Consider the following 16,021-nt stretch of genomic DNA (forward strand, 5'->3'; position numbering starts at 1 on the left):
CTGGACCACTTCGAGGGCCGCTCCTGGCTCGGCTGGCACCGCCACGTCACCCTCGCCTCCCTCGCCCAGGCCGTCTGCACCCAGCTGCGCCGCACCCCAAAAGTCCCTGCGCAGGCATGACCCTCTACGCCGTCCTGCGCCACCTCCAACGATTACTCGCCGCCTGGACCGGCACCTGCCACACCTGCCGACAACCGGTCCAGGCCACAACACCACCCATAAAACCGCAGGTCAACACCACCTAACAAAGTCCTACTAGTGCCCCGACGCCGAAGCCCGCGTCCGGCGGGGAGGGCCAACGGCGTTCGAAGCCGCGCTCCTCCTCCAACCGCAGCGCCAACGACGAGCCCGGGTGGTCGTAGTCGTCGTGCCGGCCGTGCCAGTCCACGACAGGTGACCCTACGGCGACCTCGGACGCCACGGCCACCGCTTCCTCACCTCCCGTTGCCGGGCACGAACGGGTCGTACACGACGCTCCACGGACGCGTCGGGGCCGGCTCCGCGACCACCGGTTCCTGGGTCGGCTCCAGCGTCGCCGCGGCGACGGCGGCGAACCGCTCCACCGCGGGGTGCGGCGACTGCGCCGGCCAGGCGGCGGAGGTGGTCAGGTGCAGCGGGTCGCCGGCGAGGGGCCGCCAGACCACGCGCGCCTCGCGCCGCGCCGTGCTCTCCGGCTCGAACGCGACGCCGTGCCCGGCCAGCACCAGGCCGAGCAGGAACTCGGTGTTGCGCGCGTGGCGGGTCCGCGCCGGCGCGAAGCCGTGCCGCAGGCAGACGTCCAGGACGTGGTCGTGCCGGCCCGGCGCGGTGGCCCGGGGCGCCAGCACGAGGTCGTGTCCGGTCAGGTCCGCCAAGGCCAGATCGCCGCTCCGGGCCAGCGGCGACGTGCGCGGCAGGACCACCCCGAGCCGGGTCCGGGCGGTCGGGCCGAACCGCAGGTCCGGCGCGTCGACCGGGTGGTGGACCAGGCCGACGTCGAGCCGGGCGTCGGCGAGCAGGCGCAGCTGCTCGCCCGTGGTCAGCTCCTGGAGGTCGACGTCGAGGCCGGGCAGCTCGTCGGCCACGCGCCGCAGGAGGGCCTGGAGCACGACGGCCGGCGTCTCCGGCGGCACACCGGCGCGCAGCGCGCCCAGCGTGCCGTCGCGGACCATGCGCATGAGCGCCCGCGCCCGCGCCTCGCCGGCGAGGAGGCCGCGCGCCTCGTCGAGCAGCAGCCGGCCGGCGTGGGTCAGCTCGACCCGGCGCCGGGAGCGGTCGAACAGCTCGACGCCCAGCTCCCGCTCCAACCGCTGGACCGACTGGCTCAGCGGGGGCTGCGCGATGCCGAGCGCCTCGGCGGCGCGGCCGAAGTGCAGCTCTTCCGCGACCGCCGCGAAGTAGCGCAGGTGCCGGAGGAGGTCCACGCCGCGACGGTACGCGACCCGGGCCGGCTACCTTGGCGACGTGCTCATGGCGGAAATCTTCGACGAGGTCGGCGTGGACGCGCGGCTGCACGTGGTCGACGTGGACACCGGCCGCGAGGTCGGGTCGGGCGCGGACGAGCAGGTGGTGATCGCGTCCGTGTTCAAGGTCCTGCTGGTGCTGGAGTTCGCGCGGCAGGCGGTGGCCGGTCAGCTCGACCCCGCCGAGCGGGTGCTGGTGCGCGCCGGTGACCGGTTGGGCGGCTGGGGCACTGCCGGGTGCGCCGACGACGTGGAGCTGTCGCTGCGGGACCTGGCGCACTTCGCCATGTCGGTCAGCGACAACACGGCCGCCGACCTGCTGATGCGCCGGGTCGGGCCGGACGTGGTGCCGCTGCTGGCCGCGGAGCTGGGGTTGGGGCGCACCAGGGTGGTCGGCGGGCCGCGGCAGCTGCTGGAGAGCATGTTCGCCGACGTGGGGGCGCGGGACGCGGCCGAGTTCGCGCGGGTGTTCCCGACCCTGTCCGAGGAGCGGGTGCGGGCGCTGCGGGTCTTCGACCCCGACCACACCACCTCCAGCACCGCGCGGGAGGTCACCCGGCTGCTGGGGCTGATCTGGCGCGACGAGGCCGGTCCGCCCGCCGCGTGCGCGATGGTGCGGGACCTGATGTCGCGGCAGGTGTTCCGGACCCGGCTGCCGTCCGGGTTCCCGCCCGACGTGCGGGTGTCGGCCAAGACCGGCACCCTGCCGGGGCTGCACGTCGAGGCGGGCGTGGCCGAGTACCCGGACGGCGGCCGGTACGCGATCGCGGTGTTCGCCCGCACCCGGCGGCTCGCCACCCGCCGGATCGACGTGGACCTCGCGATGGGCGCGGCGGCCCGCGCCGCGGTGGAGTCGCTGCGCGCGGTGTGAGCCGCGCCTCGGCCGCGCGCCCGGTCCGACCGCCGTGGCCAGGACCGATACGCGACCGGATATCGCGGCGGTGGCCCGGTGGTCTTGGACGCGCCGCGCCGGGCGGTGCTTCGCTGCGCGCCATGACCGATCCCCGACTCGGCCGCCGCCGGTTCCTGGGCGCCGCGGCCGGCGCGGCCGTGGCCACTGCCGCGATGCCGCCCGCCGCGTCCGCCGCGCCGGTCGCAGCCACCCCCACCGCCCCGCGCCGCCGCGGCCCCGGCGGGCCCGCCGCCACGTTCCGCTGGCTGGGCGCCGCCGGCTGGCGCATCGACGTCGGCACGACGACCGTGCTGGTGGACCCGTACCTGAGCCGCTTCGAGACCGGGTTGTTCAGGCCGCCGTTCAACCAGGCCACGGCGCTGACCGTCGACACCGCGCGCATCGCCGACCACCCCGGGGAGCCGCGGGCGATCCTGGTCACCCACACCCACTGGGACCACTACAGCGACGTGCCGCACATCGCGGAGCGGTCCGGCGCGCGGGTGTTCGGCACGCTCACCGCCTACCACCTCGGGCTGGCCAACGGCCTGCCCACCTCCCAGCTCAGCCCCGTCAAGGGCGGCGAGGTGCTGGACCTCGGCGAGTGCGTGGTCGAGGTGGTGGCCGCGCTGCACAGCCGCAACGGCTCGTACTCGCTGGCCTTCCCCGGCGTCCGGGTCGAGGTGCCGCCGAAGCCGGCGACGATCGCCGACCTGCCGGAGGGCGACACCCTCGCCTACCAGGTGACACCGCGCGGCGGCCCGTCGGTGTTCTTCATGGGCGCCAGCGACTTCGTCGAGCGCGACCTCGTCGGCCTGGCGCCCGACGTCGCGATGGTCGCGGTGCCGAGCGGCGACGCCACCCACGAGTACGTGCCGCGCCTGCTGTCCGCGCTGGACCGGCCCGCCACCGTGGTGCCGGTGCACTGGGACGACTTCGAGACCGCCCTGACGAACCCGCCGCCGGTCGCGCCGAGCGACCGGGACCGGCTCGACCGGTTCGTCGCCGAGGTCCGCCGCGTCGCGCCGCGAACCCGGGTCCTGGTGCCGGAGTACCTGACGCCTTACACGTTCGCGTGAGGGCCTTGAGGAGATCGGGTCGTGCAGTCGCCGGAGCACGTGGGGCCGAGGGGTTGCGGCCGGCGCCGACCCGCGCCCACCGGCCGGCCGGCGCCGGGCCGCCGCGCCACCCCGGCTACCGCGCGGACCGGAGCTGATCCTGGTCGAGGGGCTCGTCGGCGAGGTACGGCGGGGCGGGCTCGTACTGCACGTAGCGGCGGACCCGGCGGGCGTGGTCGCGGCCGTGCAGGCGGCCGACCAGCCACAGGGCCATGTCGATCCCGGCGGACACGCCCTGGCTGGTGACCAGGTTCCCGTCCACCACGTAGCGGGCGTCGCGCACGACCGTGACGTCGCCCAGGGCTTCGAGCCGGTCCTCGTACGAGAAGTGCGTGGCCACGCGGCGGCCCCGGGCGACGCCCGACGCGTGGAGGAGCGCGGCGCCGGTGCAGACGCCGGTCACCCAGGACGCCCCGGCGGCCGTCCTGGCGATCCAGCCGGTCACGACGGGGTTGTCGACCTGGGTCTCGCGGGCGCCGTTGCCGCCGGGCACCAGCAGGACGTCCAGCGGCGGGTGGTCGTCGAGGGTGTGGTCGGGCAGCACGCGCATGCCCTTGTTGCAGCGCACGGGTTCGGCGCTCTCGGCGATCAGCACGGCGGTGTCCGCGCCGTCGCGCAGCATCGACGACGCGGTGAATATCTCCCAGGGCCCGACGAAGTCGAGTTCCTCGACGCGGTCGAAGATCAGCAGTCCGTACGTGGTCACGTGTGCTCCCTCAGGGCTCGGAATCGTTCGCGGTAGTCGGACGGGGCGACGCCGACGTGCCGGTGGAACGCGCGGCGCAGCGTCTCGGCGGAGCCGAAACCCAGGCGCCGGGCGATCGCCTCGACCGGTTCGCCGGCCTCGGCGAGCGCGCGGCGCGCGGCTTCGACGCGCACGCGCTCCACGTAGGCGGCGGGCGGCACGCCCAGCTCGGCGGTGAACCGGCGCTGGAGGTGCCGCGGGCTGAGCCCGGCGCGGGCGGCCAGGTCGGCGATGCCGTGCCGGGCGCCGGGCTCGGCGTTGACCGAGGCCACCGCCTCCCGGATCGGGTCGGTGGCGGGCCGCGCGCCCCACAGCGGCACGCTGAACTGCGACTGGCTGCCCGGCCGGCGCAGGAACATCACCAGTTCCCGGGCGACCGAGTGCGCCACGTCGCGGCCGTGGTCGTCCTCCACCAGGGCCAGGGCCAGGTCCATGCCCGCGGTGACGCCCGCGGACGTCCAGACCCGGTCGTCCCGGATGAAGATCGGGTCGCAGTCGACGGTCGCCTCGGGGTGCTCGCGCCGCAACTGGGCCTCGCGCGCCCAGTGCGTGGTGACCCGGCGTCCCCGCAGCAGGCCCGCGGCGGCCAGCAGGAACACCCCGCTGCACACGGAGGTGACGCGGCGCGCGCCGGCGGCCGCGGCGGAGACCCAGTCGACGAGCGCGGTGTCGTGCCGGGCCCGGTCGACGCCCCGCCCGCCCGCGACGACGAGCGTGTCGACGCCCTCCGGCGGCAGGTCGGCGATCGCGTGCCCGGCGTGGAGCGACAGCCCGCCGGAGGTCCGCACGGCACCGGCTCCGGGCGCCGCGACCTGGCAGAGGTAGCCGCCGCCGGTCAAGCCGCTCGCGTGCTCGAACACCTCGTGCGGCCCGACCAGGTCGAGCGGCTGGATGTCCTCGTAGATCACGAAAACGACGCGGCGCATGTGCTCAAGGCTGGTGGCGCGGGGCCGTGGCGTCAACGACGCGCACCCCACGGATCGCGCCATCGCCCGTGCCCCCGGCGGGCCGGGGGCACGGGCGTGGGAGCTACCAGGCGGACGGCAGCCGGATGTGGCTCCGGTCCGCGGTCGGCTCCTCGGCGGCGCACGCGAGGTCGCGCGCCGGGCGTCGCCCGCCGAGCAGGTACGCGGTCACCTCGGTGTTGGCGCACCGGTTCGCGCCCAGGACGTAGACGCCGTGCCCGCCCTGGTCGACGGTCAGCATCGCGGCCCGGTCGCCGAAGGCGCGGCGCAGCGTCCGCGCGCCGGCCAGGGGCGTGGCGGGGTCCCGCTCGTTCTGCACCAGGAGCACGTTGCGCGGGCCCCGGTCGGAGATCCGCACCGGCTGCTCGACGGGGTCCGGCCAGAAGGCGCACGGGTAGACGTTGGCCGCCGCCGCGCCGAACATCGGGTGGCGGACGCGGTCGACGGCGACGTTGCGCTCGTAGGTCGCCACCGAGGTGGGCCAGCGGGAGTCGCCGCACACGACGTAGTGGCGACTGGCGATCAGGTTTTCGAGGTTCGCCGGGACGGGCGTGTCGTTCGGCGGCAGCGGCGTGTCGGTGTCCAGCGCCTTCCAGATCCCGGCCAGCGCGGTGAACGCGGCGTCACCGGTGCCGTAGAGGCCGGCGAACGTCAGCATCCGGAACAGCGGGCCGCTGACGCCCTGCACGGGCGCCTCGTCGAGGCGGCGGGCGAGGTCGAAGTACTTCGCCCGCACCTGGTGGGGCGTGCCGCCCAGGCCGAACCCGGGGTGCGCCGCCAGCCACTCCGCGAAGTCCGGGAACGTGTCCTCCACGCCGCGGCCGTACCCGCGCCCGCCCTCGACGTCCCAGCCGGTCGCGCCGAGGTTGCTGTCGAGCACGACGCGGTCGGTGGTCCGCGGGAACAGCGTGGCGTACACCGCGCCCAGGTACGTGCCGTACGAGTAGCCGAGGAACGAGGCCTTCCGCTCGCCCAGGGCGGCGCGGACCCGGTCCAGGTCGCGTGCGGTGTTCGCGGTCGTGATGTGCGGCAGCAGGTCCGCGGTGGACGACGTGGTGCACCGCCGGGCGACGTCCCGCACCTCCTCGGCCCGCTTCCGCACGTCGGCGGGCGTCACGGCGTAGGGCGGGACGCTGCCCGCGTACTGCTGCTCCTGCGTCAGGTCGCACGTCACCGGCGTGCTGTGGCCGATGCCGCGCCCGTCGACGCCGATCACGTCGTAGGCGTCCCGCACCTCCCGCGGCAGGCCGGCGAACTCCAGGAACGCCGGGAACGTCAGGCCAGGGCCGGGCCCGCCCGGGTTGGTCAGCAGGATGCCGCGGCGCGCGTCCGGGTCGCCGCTCGCCAGGCGCGAGATCATCAGCTCGATCGTGCGACCCCCCGGCTCGCGGTAGTCCAGCGGCACCTGGAGCGTCCCGCACTCCAGGCCCGGGACGGCGACGTCCGCGGGGCAGTCGACCCACCGCACGGTGGGCGCGGGCGTCGCCGACGACACCCCCGGCGCCACCAGCGACGCCGCGGTGACCAGCACCGCGATCAAGGACAATGACTTTCGCATTTGCAAATACCTCCCCGAGGGCGCGCCCCTCGCGCGCCCGGTGGACATCTCAGCCGTTCATGCGCACCAGGACGTCGACCTGGGCCTCGTTGTAGAGCTCGACGATGACCTTGCCGATCGCCCGCATCGTGAACTCCTCGCCGCGCGGAGCGCCGACGAGCATGTCCTCGGCCCTCGGGAACGTCGCGCTCATCTCCTTCACGTACGGGAGCGAGCGCAGGCGTTCGGCCAGGCGTCGACGGGTCCCGTCGTCCGCGTCGGCGGGCAGGTCGTCGAACTCGTCCATCGCCGGGTCCCGCGAGAAGCCCGACAGCACCCCGGCGTACGCGGCCAGCGCTTCCGGCGCGAGCAGCTGGGCCAGCACGACGGTGAACGAGCGGTCCTGCGGCGACAGGTCCGCGCCGGCGATCGTCGCGGCGACGTCGGACGGCAGGTCGGTCGGCGCCTCCTGGCGCAGGATCAGGGCCAGTTCGGCGCGCACCCGCCGCAGGCGCTCGATCGTGGCGGCCAGCTCGGCGTCCAGCCGGCGCAGCGCCTCACCGGGGTGCTCGTCCGCGTCGCCCAGGTCGGCGATCTGCGCCAGCGACAGCCCGAGGCCGGTGAGGCGCTTGACGCGCAGCACGCGCACGAGGTGGGGCACGCCGTAGCTCTTGTAGCCGTTGGCCCGGCGCTCGGGCTCGGCGAGCAGGCCGACCTCGTGGTAGTGCCGGATCGTGCGCAGCGTCGTGCCGGCGAGGTCGGCCAGCTGGCTGGTGCTCCACCCCACGACGCCCTCCCCGGCCCCTCGGTGCCGCCGACGCGGTCGCGCCGGCCCACCCAGTGGAAACCATGCCGCTACGGCACGGTCAATCCAGGGGGAAAGTTTCCGACGAAGGTATGACGCCGGAGTTCACTTTCGTCCAGGGTGCGGGCGCGGATGGTCGTCGATGATCCCGAGCGGGTGGTCCTCGACGGCGCCGTCAGGCGTCGAACCGGCGGCGGGAGGTCTCGATGTGGCCGAGGTGCCGGTGGGTCCAGGCGCACATGGCGTCGACCGTCGCCCGGAGCGCCCGACCCGGCCCGGTGAGGGTGTACTCGACGCGCGGCGGCACGGTGGGGTGCACGGTCCGCTCGACCAGGCCGTTGCGCTCCAGCATCCGCAGGTTCTGGGTGAGCATCTTGTGGCTGATGCCGTCGACCTCGCCGCGCAGCGCGCTGAAGCGCAGCGTGCGGTCGCCCAGGGCCTCGATGATCAGCAGCGCCCACTTGTTGGCCACGTCCGAGAAGATCTCCCGCGCCAGGGAGTCCGCGCGCGCCAGGTCCGCGTCCTCGGCCGAGCCGCTGAACTGCTTGGTCACCATGAGGTTCCCCAGTTTCCGAAAAGTGCGTTCTTCCACGTCAGCGGCCACTCTCCTACGGTTACCCAGTAACCACAAGAGAGCACGAGGAGACATGATGGCCATCACCCTGGTGAACCCCGACGGGCTGCCGGAGATCGACGTCTACCGGCAGGTGTCGGTCTCGACCGGGTCGAGGCTGGTGTTCGTCGCGGGCCAGGTCGCCTGGGACGCCGACGGGGCCGTGGTCGGCGAGGGCGACCTCGCCGCCCAGGTCGAGCGGTGCTACCTCAACGTCGCCACCGCCCTGGCCGGGGTCGGGGCCTCCTTCGCCGACGTGGCGAAGCTGAACGTCCACGTCGTCGACTGGACGCCCGACAAGATGCCCCTGCTCCTGGAGGGGATCGGCCGGGCGGCGGCGAAGCTGGGCGTGACGCCGGCCCCGCCCGCCACGCTGCTGGGCGTGGCCGCGCTGGACGTGCCCGAGCACCTGGTGGAGGTCGAGGCCACCGCGGTCCTCGACTGAGGGCCGCGCGGGACCGGGGTCGCCCCGGCCCCGCCGGGCGCGTCGGCGGGACCGGGGGCGAGCGGGGTCGGCTACCAGGTCACCGGCTTGCCGCCGAAGGTGACGGCGAGGCGGCCGTCGGAGGCGTAGGACCAGCCGAGGGACCCGGTGTAGGACGAGCAGCGGGAGCCGTTGGTCCCGGACCAGAACTGGTTGGTGCCGTCGACGTCGCCGACGGTCTTGTCGTTGCTGCCGCTGCCGCTGCGGCAGGAGGTGTTGCCGCGGAAGACCGAGCTGCCGCCGTCGAAGCTGAAGTTGCGCTCGGTGTTGTCGATGCTGATGTTGTTCGACACGGCCATGGAGCCCAGGTTGCGGTTGTAGGTGAAGCCGTGCTTGCCGTTGTCGTAGGCGATGCTGCGGCGGACGACGTGGTTGACGCCGATGTCCTCGCCGCCGAGCTTGTAGCCGTTGCGGTCGCCGTTGCCGGCCTGGCCGCCGTTGCCGAGGGTGCCGTTCTCGTAGGCCAGGGAGTCCTCGATGGTGACCGCGCCGATGGGGCCGGTGTCGGTCTTGGTGTAGAGGTCCCAGCCGTCGTCGATGTTGTTGTGGGCGACGGCGTAGCGGAAGACGTTGCCGGGGCCCGAGGTGAGCTTGGCGGCGAAGCCGTCGGCGTCCTCGCCGTCGGAGTCGGCGTTGTCGTGCGACTCCGCGCTGAGGATCAGGTTGTTGGCCGGCCACTGGTCCTTGGGCGTGCTGGACAGCATCCGCGACAGCTGGAGGCCGGTGTCGCGGTTGAAGCGCGTGATCGTGCGCTCCAAGACGTTGTTGCTGCCGCCGACGAAGATGCCGTTGTCACCGGCGCGCTCGACGACGACGCCGCGCACATGCCAGTAGTCGCCGTTCACCGCGAGGCCGCGGTTCGCCGGGTCCTCGGCCTGGGCCGAGAAGTTCAGCACCGGGATCTCGCCCGGGTGGGCGAACAGCTCCGTGCGGTCGGACGAGGTGCCGTTGTTGCCCTGCGGGATGGTGACGGTCTGCGAGAAGCGGTAGGTGCCGCCGCGCAGGTGGATCGTCCCGCCGGACGTGACGCGGGCGATCGCGGAGGTCAGCGTCGTCGGGTCCGACTGCGTGCCGGACGCGCCGTCGCCGCCGTTCGGCGCGACGTACAGCGTGCCCGCGGGCGGCTGCGACGTCGTGGTGGTCGTCGTGGTCGTGGTGGTGGTCGTCGTCGTGGTGCTCGTGGTGGTGGACGTGGTGGTCGAGGTCGGCCCACCGCCGGACGCGGTCAGCGCCCACTGCTTGGTGGCGGCGTTGTCGCAGGAGTTGGTCTGCACGAGCGCGCCGGACGCCGTGGAGTTGTCCTTGACGTTGGCGCACTTGCCGCCGTTGGCGTCGACCAGGCGGTAGTTGCCGCCGCTCGCGGTCGCGGCCCAGACCTGGCCCGCGCCGCCCGTGCACGCCTGCTGCTGGATCGCCTTCCCCGCGCTGGTCGACGCGCCCTGCACGCCGACGCACAGGCCGTTGGCGGCCGAGGTGATCCGGAAGCCGCCGCTGACGGCGGTCAGCGTCCACCGCTGGTTGTCCGCGCCGGTGCACGCCGACTGCCGGAGCTGCGCGCCCGCGCCCGACCCCGGCGAGTCCAGGCACAGCCCGCTGCCCGCGTTCTTCACCGCGTAGGTCCCCGCGCCGACGGCGGCGCTCGCGGGCGGCGCGGCCGGCCAGGCGACGAGCGTGGTGGCCAGTGCCGCCGCGGCGGCCGCGGCGGTCAACCCGGCGCGTGTGCCGCGCGTCCGTGGGGCCCGGGTGCCGGCGGGCCACTTCATCGTGCTCATGCCAACTCCACTTCCGAAGGATTCGCGACAGCGCGGCCGTTAATTCCGGCGCGTTTCCAGCCGGATGTTAAGAGGGGTTGCGACGCGTGGTCAACGACGGATTTCGAGATCCCCCTTCGGCGTTCGATTCGAATTCGTCGAACGCCCAGTTGGGAGCGCATGTCCTGTTCGCCGGGGAGATACGTGCCGATCACGGTTGTGAACGAATCACGGTTGTGAACGAATCCGGCCGTCAGGAAGTCGCCCGCCGATTTGCCGCGATTCGCCGGCCGAGCACGCCGTGCCGCGGCGCGAAAAGGTGCGCCGCCGCGAACACCGCGCCCTGCACCACCACCACCGTGGCGCCCGAGGCGGTGTTCAGGTGGTAGCTCAGGTACAGCCCGAGCACCGCCGCGCCGACCGACGACGCCGGCGCGAGCACGAGCATCCGCCCGAACCGGTCGGTGAGCAGGCGGGCGGTCGCGCCCGGGATGATCAGCATCGCCACCACCAGCACCACGCCGACGACCTGGAGCGCCACCACGCAGGTCAGCGCCAGCAGGCCGAGCAGGGCCCCGCCGAGCAGGCGCGGGTTGAGCCCGATGGCGTGGGCGTGCACCGGGTCGAAGGCGTAGAGGGTGAAGTCGCGGCGCTTGAGCAGCAGCGCGACGAGCACGACCGCGCCGAGCGCGGTGATCTGGGCGAGGTCGGCGCGGGCGACGCCGAGCAGGTTGCCGAACACGACGTGGTCCAGGTCGGTCTGGCTGGGCGTCACCGAGACCAGCACCAGCCCGAGGGCGAACAGCGTGGTGAACACGATGCCGATCGCCGCGTCCTCCTTGACCCGGCCGGAATCGCGGACCACGCCGATGAGCCCGACCGCGAGGAACCCGAACACCGCCGCGCCCAGCGCGAACGGCAAGCCGAGGACGTACGCCAGCACCACGCCCGGCAGCACGGCGTGCGACACCGCGTCCCCCATCAGGGACCAGCCGATGAGCACCAGCCAGCACGACAGCACCGCGCACACGGCGGCCGCGGTCACCGTGGCCACGAGCGCCCGGACCATGAACCCGTAGGCCAGGGGTTCCGCGAACAGCTCGTAGGCGGTCACACCGGCTCCTCGCGGGCGGTCACGTCGAGGCCGAACGCGCGCACGAGGTTGTCCGGCCGCAGCACCTCCCGCGACCGGCCGTGCACCAGGACCCGGCGCATCAGCAGCACCGCCTCGTCGGCGAGGTCGGGCAGCGCGCGCAGGTCGTGGGTCGACACCAGCACCGCCGCGCCGTCCGCGGCCAGTTCCCGCAGCAGGCGGGTGATCGTCGCCTCCGACCGCTTGTCCACGCCCGCGAACGGCTCGTCCAGCAGCAGCACGCGGGCCTCCTGCGCGATGCCGCGGGCGACGAACGCCCGCTTGCGCTGGCCGCCCGACAGCGTGCCGACCTGCCGGTCCGCGAGGTCGGCGAGGCCGACCCGGCGCAGCGCCCGGTCCACCGCCTCGTGGTCGGCGCGGCGCGGGCGGCGGGTGAAGCCGAGCCCGCCGTGCCGCCCGGTCATGACCACGTCCCGCACCGACACCGGGAACGCCCAGTCCACCGCCTCGCTCTGCGGCACGTAGGCCAGCGCGCCGGAGCGCCGCGCCAGCAGCGGCGGACCGCCCCGGACGCGCACCACGCCGTGATCGGGCCGCACCAGCCCGGTGATCGCCTTGAACAGCGTGGACTTGCCCGACCCGTTCACGCCCACCAGGCCGCACACCCGGCCGGTCGCCAGCGACAGGCTGACGCGGTCGAGGGCGAGCACGTCGCCGTAGCGGACGGTCACGTCGTCCACCTCGACCGCGTTCACCCGGCGGTCCCGGTCAGCGCGCCGGCGATGGTCCGCGCGTCGTGGCGGACCAGGTCCAGGTAGGTCGGCACCGGACCGTCCGGTGTGGACAGCGAGTCGACGTGGAGCACACCGCCGAAGGCGGCCCCGGTGGCGGCGGCGACCTGCCGCATCGGCGCGGCGGACACGGTGGACTCGCAGAACACCGCGGGCACCGCGTTGGCGCGCACGAACTCGATCACCCCGGCGACCTGCCGCGGCGTCGCCTGCTGCTCCGCGTTGACCGCCCACAGGTAGCGCTCGGTCAGGCCGGCGTCGCGGGCCAGGTAGGAGAAGGCGCCCTCGCAGGTCACCAGCGCCCGCTCGCCCGCGGGCAGGACCGCCAGCGCCGCCACCAGCTCCTCGTGCACGCGGCGCAGCTCGTCCCGGTAGCGCGCGCCGTTGGCCCGGAAGTCCGCGGCGTGCTCCGGCGCCAGCCCGGAGAACGCGACGACCAGGTTGTCCACGTAGGTCCGGACGTTGAGCGGCGACATCCACGCGTGCGGGTTCGGCCTGCCGGCGTAGGCGTCCTCGTTGATCGGGAGGGGTTCCACCCCCTCGGAGGCCACCACGTGCGGCGCGTCGACCTCGGCGACGAAGCGGGCGAACCAGGCCTCCAGCCCCAGCCCGTTGTCGACCACCAGGTCCGCCTCGGCGGCCGCCTTCACGTCGTCGGGCGTCGGCTCGTAGCCGTGCACCTCCGCGCCGGGCTTGGTGATCGACTCGACCCGGAGGTGCCCGCCCGCGACGACGGCGGCGATGTCGGCCAGCACCGTGAACGTGGTCAGCACCACCGGCCGGTCGTCCGACGCCGTCGCGCCCGTCGCGCCGCACCCGGCGGTCAGCAGCAGGGCGATCGCGCCGAGGGCGTTGAGCGGCTTCGTCATGGCCGGACCGTAAGCCGGGGTCCGTTCGGCCGGCAGGCGCGTGCACCGAAGAGCGCAGCGCGACTACCTCGTCCGGCCCACCGCCGGCGGGGCGTCGCGAACGGTGCGCAGCGGATCCGCCGCCGGCCTGGGCCGACCGGGGCGGCCCCGGTCACCCCAGGTCGGCGATCTTGCCCCTCAGCACCGTCCGCTCCCGCTCGTTCCCGCACAGCTCCAGGGCGCGCTCCAATTCGACCCGCGCCTCGTCGGCGCGCCGCAACCGGACCAGCAGCTCACCGCGGACGCCCGGCAGCAGGTGCGAGCCGCCCAGCGCCCCGGCGGCCACCAGCCCGTCCACGATCGGCAGCGCCGCGGCCGGCCCGCGGGCCATGGACACCGCCACCGCCCGGTTGAGGTCGACCACCGGGGACGGCGCGAGCCTGCCCAGCGCCTCGTAGAGCAGCACGACGCGCTCCCAGTTCGTCGCCCCGACCGACGGCGCCACGGCGTGGCACTCGGCGATGGCCGCCTGGAGGCCGTAGGCGCCCAGGCCCCGGCCGGCCTTCTCGGCGTGGGCCAGCGCGGCCCGTCCCCGGCGGATCGCGGCGCGGTCCCAGCGGCGGCGGTCCTGGTGCTCCAGCAGCACGGGTTCGCCGTCCGGGCCGGTGCGGGCGGGGAAGCGGGCGGCGGTCAGCTCCAGCAGCGCCAGCAGGCCGTGGACCTCGGGCTCGTCCGGCACCAGGTGGGCCAGGACGCGGGCCAGTCGCCGCGCCTCGCCGGCGAGGTCGACCCTGATCAGGTCGTCGCCGGAGCTGGCCGACGAGCCCTCGGTGAAGATCAGGTAGATGACGCTGAGCACCGAACCGAGCCGCTGGGCGCGCTCGCCGGCGGCCGGCACGGCGAACGGGACCCGGGCCGCGCCGAGGGTCTTCTTGGCCCGGGTGATCCTGGCCTGCACGGTCGCGGTCGGGACGAGGAACGCCTTGGCGATCTCGTCGCTGGTCAGGCCGCCGACCACGCGCAGGGTCAGGGCGACCCTCGCCTCCCGCGACAGCACGGGGTGGCAGGCGGTGAAGACCAGCGCGAGCACGTCGTCGTCGATCCGGTCCGGGTCCCACGGCACGTCGTCGACCTCCTCGGGTGGCGCGCCGCCCGAGGAGGCGCCGCCCTCGCCCAGGTCGCGGGCGAGGACGGCGTACTTCTCGTCACGGGTGGCGCGCCTGCGGAACGCGTCGATCGCCCGCCGCCTGCCGACGGTGAGCAGCCACCCCGCGGGGTTGCGGGGCACCCCCTCGCGCGGCCACGTCACCAGCGCCTCGGCCAGCGCCTCCTGGGCGAGGTCCTCGGCCAGCGCGAAATCGCCGGTGTGGCGCGCGAGCGCCCCGACGATCCGCGCCGACTCGATCCGCCAGACGGCGGCGACGGCCTTGCGACCGGTGGGGTCCGACATGCCCGCCGACCCGCTCAGAGCTGGCCGGTGGTTTCCCGCCACGCCCGCTCCCTCTTGATCCACTCGTTGTCCTGCGGGAACTCGTCGATCGAGGGGACCCGGCGGACCTCGGTCTTGAAGCCCGGACCGGCCGCCGGCAGCCGCTTGGCCCACTCGACCGCCTCCTCCCGGGAGGCCACGTTGAGGATGTAGAAGCCGCCGAACAGCTCCTTGGTCTCGCCGTAGGGGCCGTCGGTGATCACGGGCGGCTCGGACGAGTGGTCGACGACCACGCCCTCGGCGGCGTCGGCGAGCCCCTCGGCGGCGACGAGCACACCGGCCCGGATCAGCTCGTCGTTGAACCTGCCCATGGTCTCCAGCATCGTGTCGAAGTCGATCTCCCCCATGCGGGCGTAGGCCTCGTCGGTGGCGCGCATGATGAGCATGTACTTCATGGTCGTTCGTCTCCCTGGCTGTTCGGGCCGCTCCGGTGGACCCTCTCACCCCCAGGTCGAACGGGCAGGGCACTCGATCGACACGGCCGCCAAGATTTTTTCCGGGGAAGTCGCGATCACGCCGCCGCTCGCGGGCGCCTTCGCGTAACGGCAGGTCAACACCACGGCTCGAAGATCGATTCCCGGGATCCGGAGCCCGTCTCGATCACTACACAAAGTTTCGTTGAAGTTTCGCTCAGTGACGGATAGTCTGGCAATCGATCTGGGAGCGTTCCCACATCACCCATCACCGCTCAACGGAGAGTGGAGGCTCATCCATGCGCACTCGCAGCACCTCCGGGTCCGTGACCAGACGGCGGGGCGCCATCGCAGTGGTCGTCGGCTTGCTCGCCACCATGTTCGTCTGGACGCCCACGGCCTCGGCGCACGGCACCATCGTCGGGCCCGCGACCCGCGCCTACCAGTGCTGGAACAGCTGGGGCAGTCAGCACATGAACCCCGCCATGCAGCAGCAGGACCCCATGTGTTGGCAGGCCTGGCAGGCCAACACGGACACCATGTGGAACTGGATGAGCGCGCTGCGGGACGGCCTGCGCGCGAACTTCCAGGGAGCTACCCCCAACGGGCAGCTCTGCAGCAACGGGCTCTCGCGCAACAACGCCCTGAACACGCCCGGCAAGTGGCGGACCACCAGCGTCGGCAGCAACTTCCAGATGCACCTGTACGACCAGGCCAGCCACGGTGCCGACTACTTCCGCGTGTACGTCAGCAAGCAGGGGTTCGACCCGACCACGCAGTCCCTCGGTTGGGGCAACCTCGACCTCGTCACGACCACCGGCAGGTTCGCCCCGGCGAAGGACATCAAGTTCAACGTCCAGACCAACGGCTCCTACCGCGGTCACCACGTCGTGTTCACGATCTGGCAGGCTTCGCACGCTGACCAGGCGTACATGTGGTGCAGTGACGTGAACTTCGGCTAAACCCCCGCGACTCCGGTCCGGCGACCGGAACCCGGGAGCGCCCGGCTCGGTGCCAGCGGTATTGGCACCGGGC

At 73.8% G+C, this 16,021-nt stretch carries 17 protein-coding genes; 4 read left to right on the forward strand and 13 right to left on the reverse strand.

What is annotated here, in order from left to right:
- Positions 1-241: 241 nt before the first annotated feature.
- Together ABD223_RS08295 and ABD223_RS08300 are read right to left on the reverse strand one after the other, a co-directional pair.
- Entirely contained in the window at positions 242-388 is a 147-nt protein-coding gene (locus ABD223_RS08295) for a hypothetical protein (RefSeq protein WP_344035396.1), read from the reverse strand.
- 46 nt (positions 389-434) lie between these two features.
- Entirely contained in the window at positions 435-1,403 is a 969-nt protein-coding gene (locus ABD223_RS08300; RefSeq protein WP_344035397.1) for a LysR family transcriptional regulator, read from the reverse strand.
- 46 nt (positions 1,404-1,449) lie between these two features.
- On the opposite strand from ABD223_RS08300, the gene ABD223_RS08305 reads away from it, so the two are divergent.
- Positions 1,450-2,313 (forward strand): serine hydrolase, encoded by an 864-nt coding sequence (locus ABD223_RS08305; protein WP_344035868.1) that lies wholly within the window; start codon positions 1,450-1,452, stop codon positions 2,311-2,313.
- A gap of 122 nt (positions 2,314-2,435) precedes the next feature.
- On the forward strand, positions 2,436-3,413 hold the full coding sequence (locus tag ABD223_RS08310) for an MBL fold metallo-hydrolase (RefSeq protein WP_344035398.1): 978 nt from the start codon (positions 2,436-2,438) through the stop codon (positions 3,411-3,413).
- A gap of 115 nt (positions 3,414-3,528) precedes the next feature.
- On the opposite strand, the gene ABD223_RS08315 is transcribed toward ABD223_RS08310, so the two are convergent.
- From ABD223_RS08315 to ABD223_RS08335, 5 genes are all read right to left on the reverse strand, one after another.
- A complete protein-coding gene (locus ABD223_RS08315; protein WP_344035399.1) occupies positions 3,529-4,158 on the reverse strand; it encodes a DJ-1/PfpI family protein in 630 nt (209 codons plus the stop codon).
- The gene (locus tag ABD223_RS08320) at positions 4,155-5,123 is read right to left on the reverse strand and encodes a GlxA family transcriptional regulator (RefSeq protein WP_344035400.1); all 969 of its coding nucleotides are present in this window, start codon (positions 5,121-5,123) and stop codon (positions 4,155-4,157) included. Before ABD223_RS08320 ends, ABD223_RS08315 begins: the two co-directional genes overlap by 4 nt.
- A 103-nt stretch (positions 5,124-5,226) precedes the next feature.
- Positions 5,227-6,720, reverse strand: a complete 1,494-nt coding sequence (locus tag ABD223_RS08325; RefSeq protein ID WP_344035401.1) for an alpha/beta hydrolase — start codon at positions 6,718-6,720, stop codon at positions 5,227-5,229.
- A 49-nt stretch (positions 6,721-6,769) separates the two neighbouring features.
- Positions 6,770-7,486 carry a MerR family transcriptional regulator gene (locus ABD223_RS08330; protein WP_344035402.1) on the reverse strand — a complete coding sequence of 239 codons (717 nt, stop codon included), beginning with the start codon at positions 7,484-7,486 and terminating at the stop codon, positions 6,770-6,772.
- A gap of 193 nt (positions 7,487-7,679) precedes the next feature.
- Positions 7,680-8,060 (reverse strand): winged helix-turn-helix transcriptional regulator, encoded by a 381-nt coding sequence (locus ABD223_RS08335; RefSeq protein ID WP_344035403.1) that lies wholly within the window; start codon positions 8,058-8,060, stop codon positions 7,680-7,682.
- Positions 8,061-8,154: 94 nt separating this feature from the next.
- On the opposite strand from ABD223_RS08335, the gene ABD223_RS08340 reads away from it, so the two are divergent.
- Positions 8,155-8,562 carry a RidA family protein gene (locus ABD223_RS08340; protein WP_344035404.1) on the forward strand — a complete coding sequence of 136 codons (408 nt, stop codon included), beginning with the start codon at positions 8,155-8,157 and terminating at the stop codon, positions 8,560-8,562.
- A gap of 71 nt (positions 8,563-8,633) precedes the next feature.
- On the opposite strand, the gene ABD223_RS08345 is transcribed toward ABD223_RS08340, so the two are convergent.
- The 6 genes from ABD223_RS08345 to ABD223_RS08370 form a co-directional block, all read right to left on the reverse strand.
- Positions 8,634-10,373 (reverse strand): RICIN domain-containing protein, encoded by a 1,740-nt coding sequence (locus ABD223_RS08345; RefSeq protein WP_344035405.1) that lies wholly within the window; start codon positions 10,371-10,373, stop codon positions 8,634-8,636.
- Positions 10,374-10,605: 232 nt separating this feature from the next.
- On the reverse strand, positions 10,606-11,466 hold the full coding sequence (locus ABD223_RS08350; RefSeq protein ID WP_344035406.1) for a metal ABC transporter permease: 861 nt from the start codon (positions 11,464-11,466) through the stop codon (positions 10,606-10,608).
- Entirely contained in the window at positions 11,463-12,200 is a 738-nt protein-coding gene (locus ABD223_RS08355) for a metal ABC transporter ATP-binding protein (RefSeq protein ID WP_344035408.1), read from the reverse strand. The genes ABD223_RS08350 and ABD223_RS08355 overlap by 4 nt, the downstream gene beginning before the upstream one ends.
- Positions 12,197-13,105, reverse strand: coding sequence for a metal ABC transporter substrate-binding protein (locus ABD223_RS08360; protein WP_344035409.1), 909 nt, complete (start codon positions 13,103-13,105; stop codon positions 12,197-12,199). Before ABD223_RS08360 ends, ABD223_RS08355 begins: the two co-directional genes overlap by 4 nt.
- Positions 13,106-13,256: 151 nt before the next feature.
- Positions 13,257-14,534 (reverse strand): RNA polymerase sigma factor, encoded by a 1,278-nt coding sequence (locus ABD223_RS08365; protein WP_344035869.1) that lies wholly within the window; start codon positions 14,532-14,534, stop codon positions 13,257-13,259.
- Positions 14,535-14,548: 14 nt separating this feature from the next.
- On the reverse strand, positions 14,549-14,968 hold the full coding sequence (locus ABD223_RS08370) for a YciI family protein (RefSeq protein WP_344035410.1): 420 nt from the start codon (positions 14,966-14,968) through the stop codon (positions 14,549-14,551).
- Between the two features lie 344 nt (positions 14,969-15,312).
- Between ABD223_RS08370 and ABD223_RS08375 the strand changes: the two genes are divergently transcribed.
- Positions 15,313-15,948, forward strand: coding sequence for a lytic polysaccharide monooxygenase auxiliary activity family 9 protein (locus tag ABD223_RS08375; RefSeq protein WP_344035411.1), 636 nt, complete (start codon positions 15,313-15,315; stop codon positions 15,946-15,948).
- The last annotated feature ends 73 nt before the right edge of the window (positions 15,949-16,021 follow it).

This window comes from Saccharothrix xinjiangensis, assembly GCF_039527585.1.
GTDB classification, from domain to species: domain Bacteria; phylum Actinomycetota; class Actinomycetes; order Mycobacteriales; family Pseudonocardiaceae; genus Actinosynnema; species Actinosynnema xinjiangensis.

Excerpts from the sequence above, each read along its gene's own strand:
- ABD223_RS08305 (WP_344035868.1), top strand. The coding sequence starts at position 1,450 with ATGGCGGAAATCTTCGACGAGGTCGGCGTGGACGCGCGGCTGCACGTG.
- ABD223_RS08310 (WP_344035398.1), top strand. The coding sequence starts at position 2,436 with ATGACCGATCCCCGACTCGGCCGCCGCCGGTTCCTGGGCGCCGCGGCC.
- ABD223_RS08320 (WP_344035400.1), bottom strand. The coding sequence starts at position 5,123 with ATGCGCCGCGTCGTTTTCGTGATCTACGAGGACATCCAGCCGCTCGAC.
- ABD223_RS08325 (WP_344035401.1), bottom strand. The coding sequence starts at position 6,720 with ATGCGAAAGTCATTGTCCTTGATCGCGGTGCTGGTCACCGCGGCGTCG.
- ABD223_RS08335 (WP_344035403.1), bottom strand. The coding sequence starts at position 8,060 with ATGGTGACCAAGCAGTTCAGCGGCTCGGCCGAGGACGCGGACCTGGCG.
- ABD223_RS08340 (WP_344035404.1), top strand. The coding sequence starts at position 8,155 with ATGGCCATCACCCTGGTGAACCCCGACGGGCTGCCGGAGATCGACGTC.
- ABD223_RS08345 (WP_344035405.1), bottom strand. The coding sequence starts at position 10,373 with ATGAGCACGATGAAGTGGCCCGCCGGCACCCGGGCCCCACGGACGCGC.
- ABD223_RS08360 (WP_344035409.1), bottom strand. The coding sequence starts at position 13,105 with ATGACGAAGCCGCTCAACGCCCTCGGCGCGATCGCCCTGCTGCTGACC.
- ABD223_RS08365 (WP_344035869.1), bottom strand. The coding sequence starts at position 14,534 with ATGTCGGACCCCACCGGTCGCAAGGCCGTCGCCGCCGTCTGGCGGATC.
- ABD223_RS08370 (WP_344035410.1), bottom strand. The coding sequence starts at position 14,968 with ATGAAGTACATGCTCATCATGCGCGCCACCGACGAGGCCTACGCCCGC.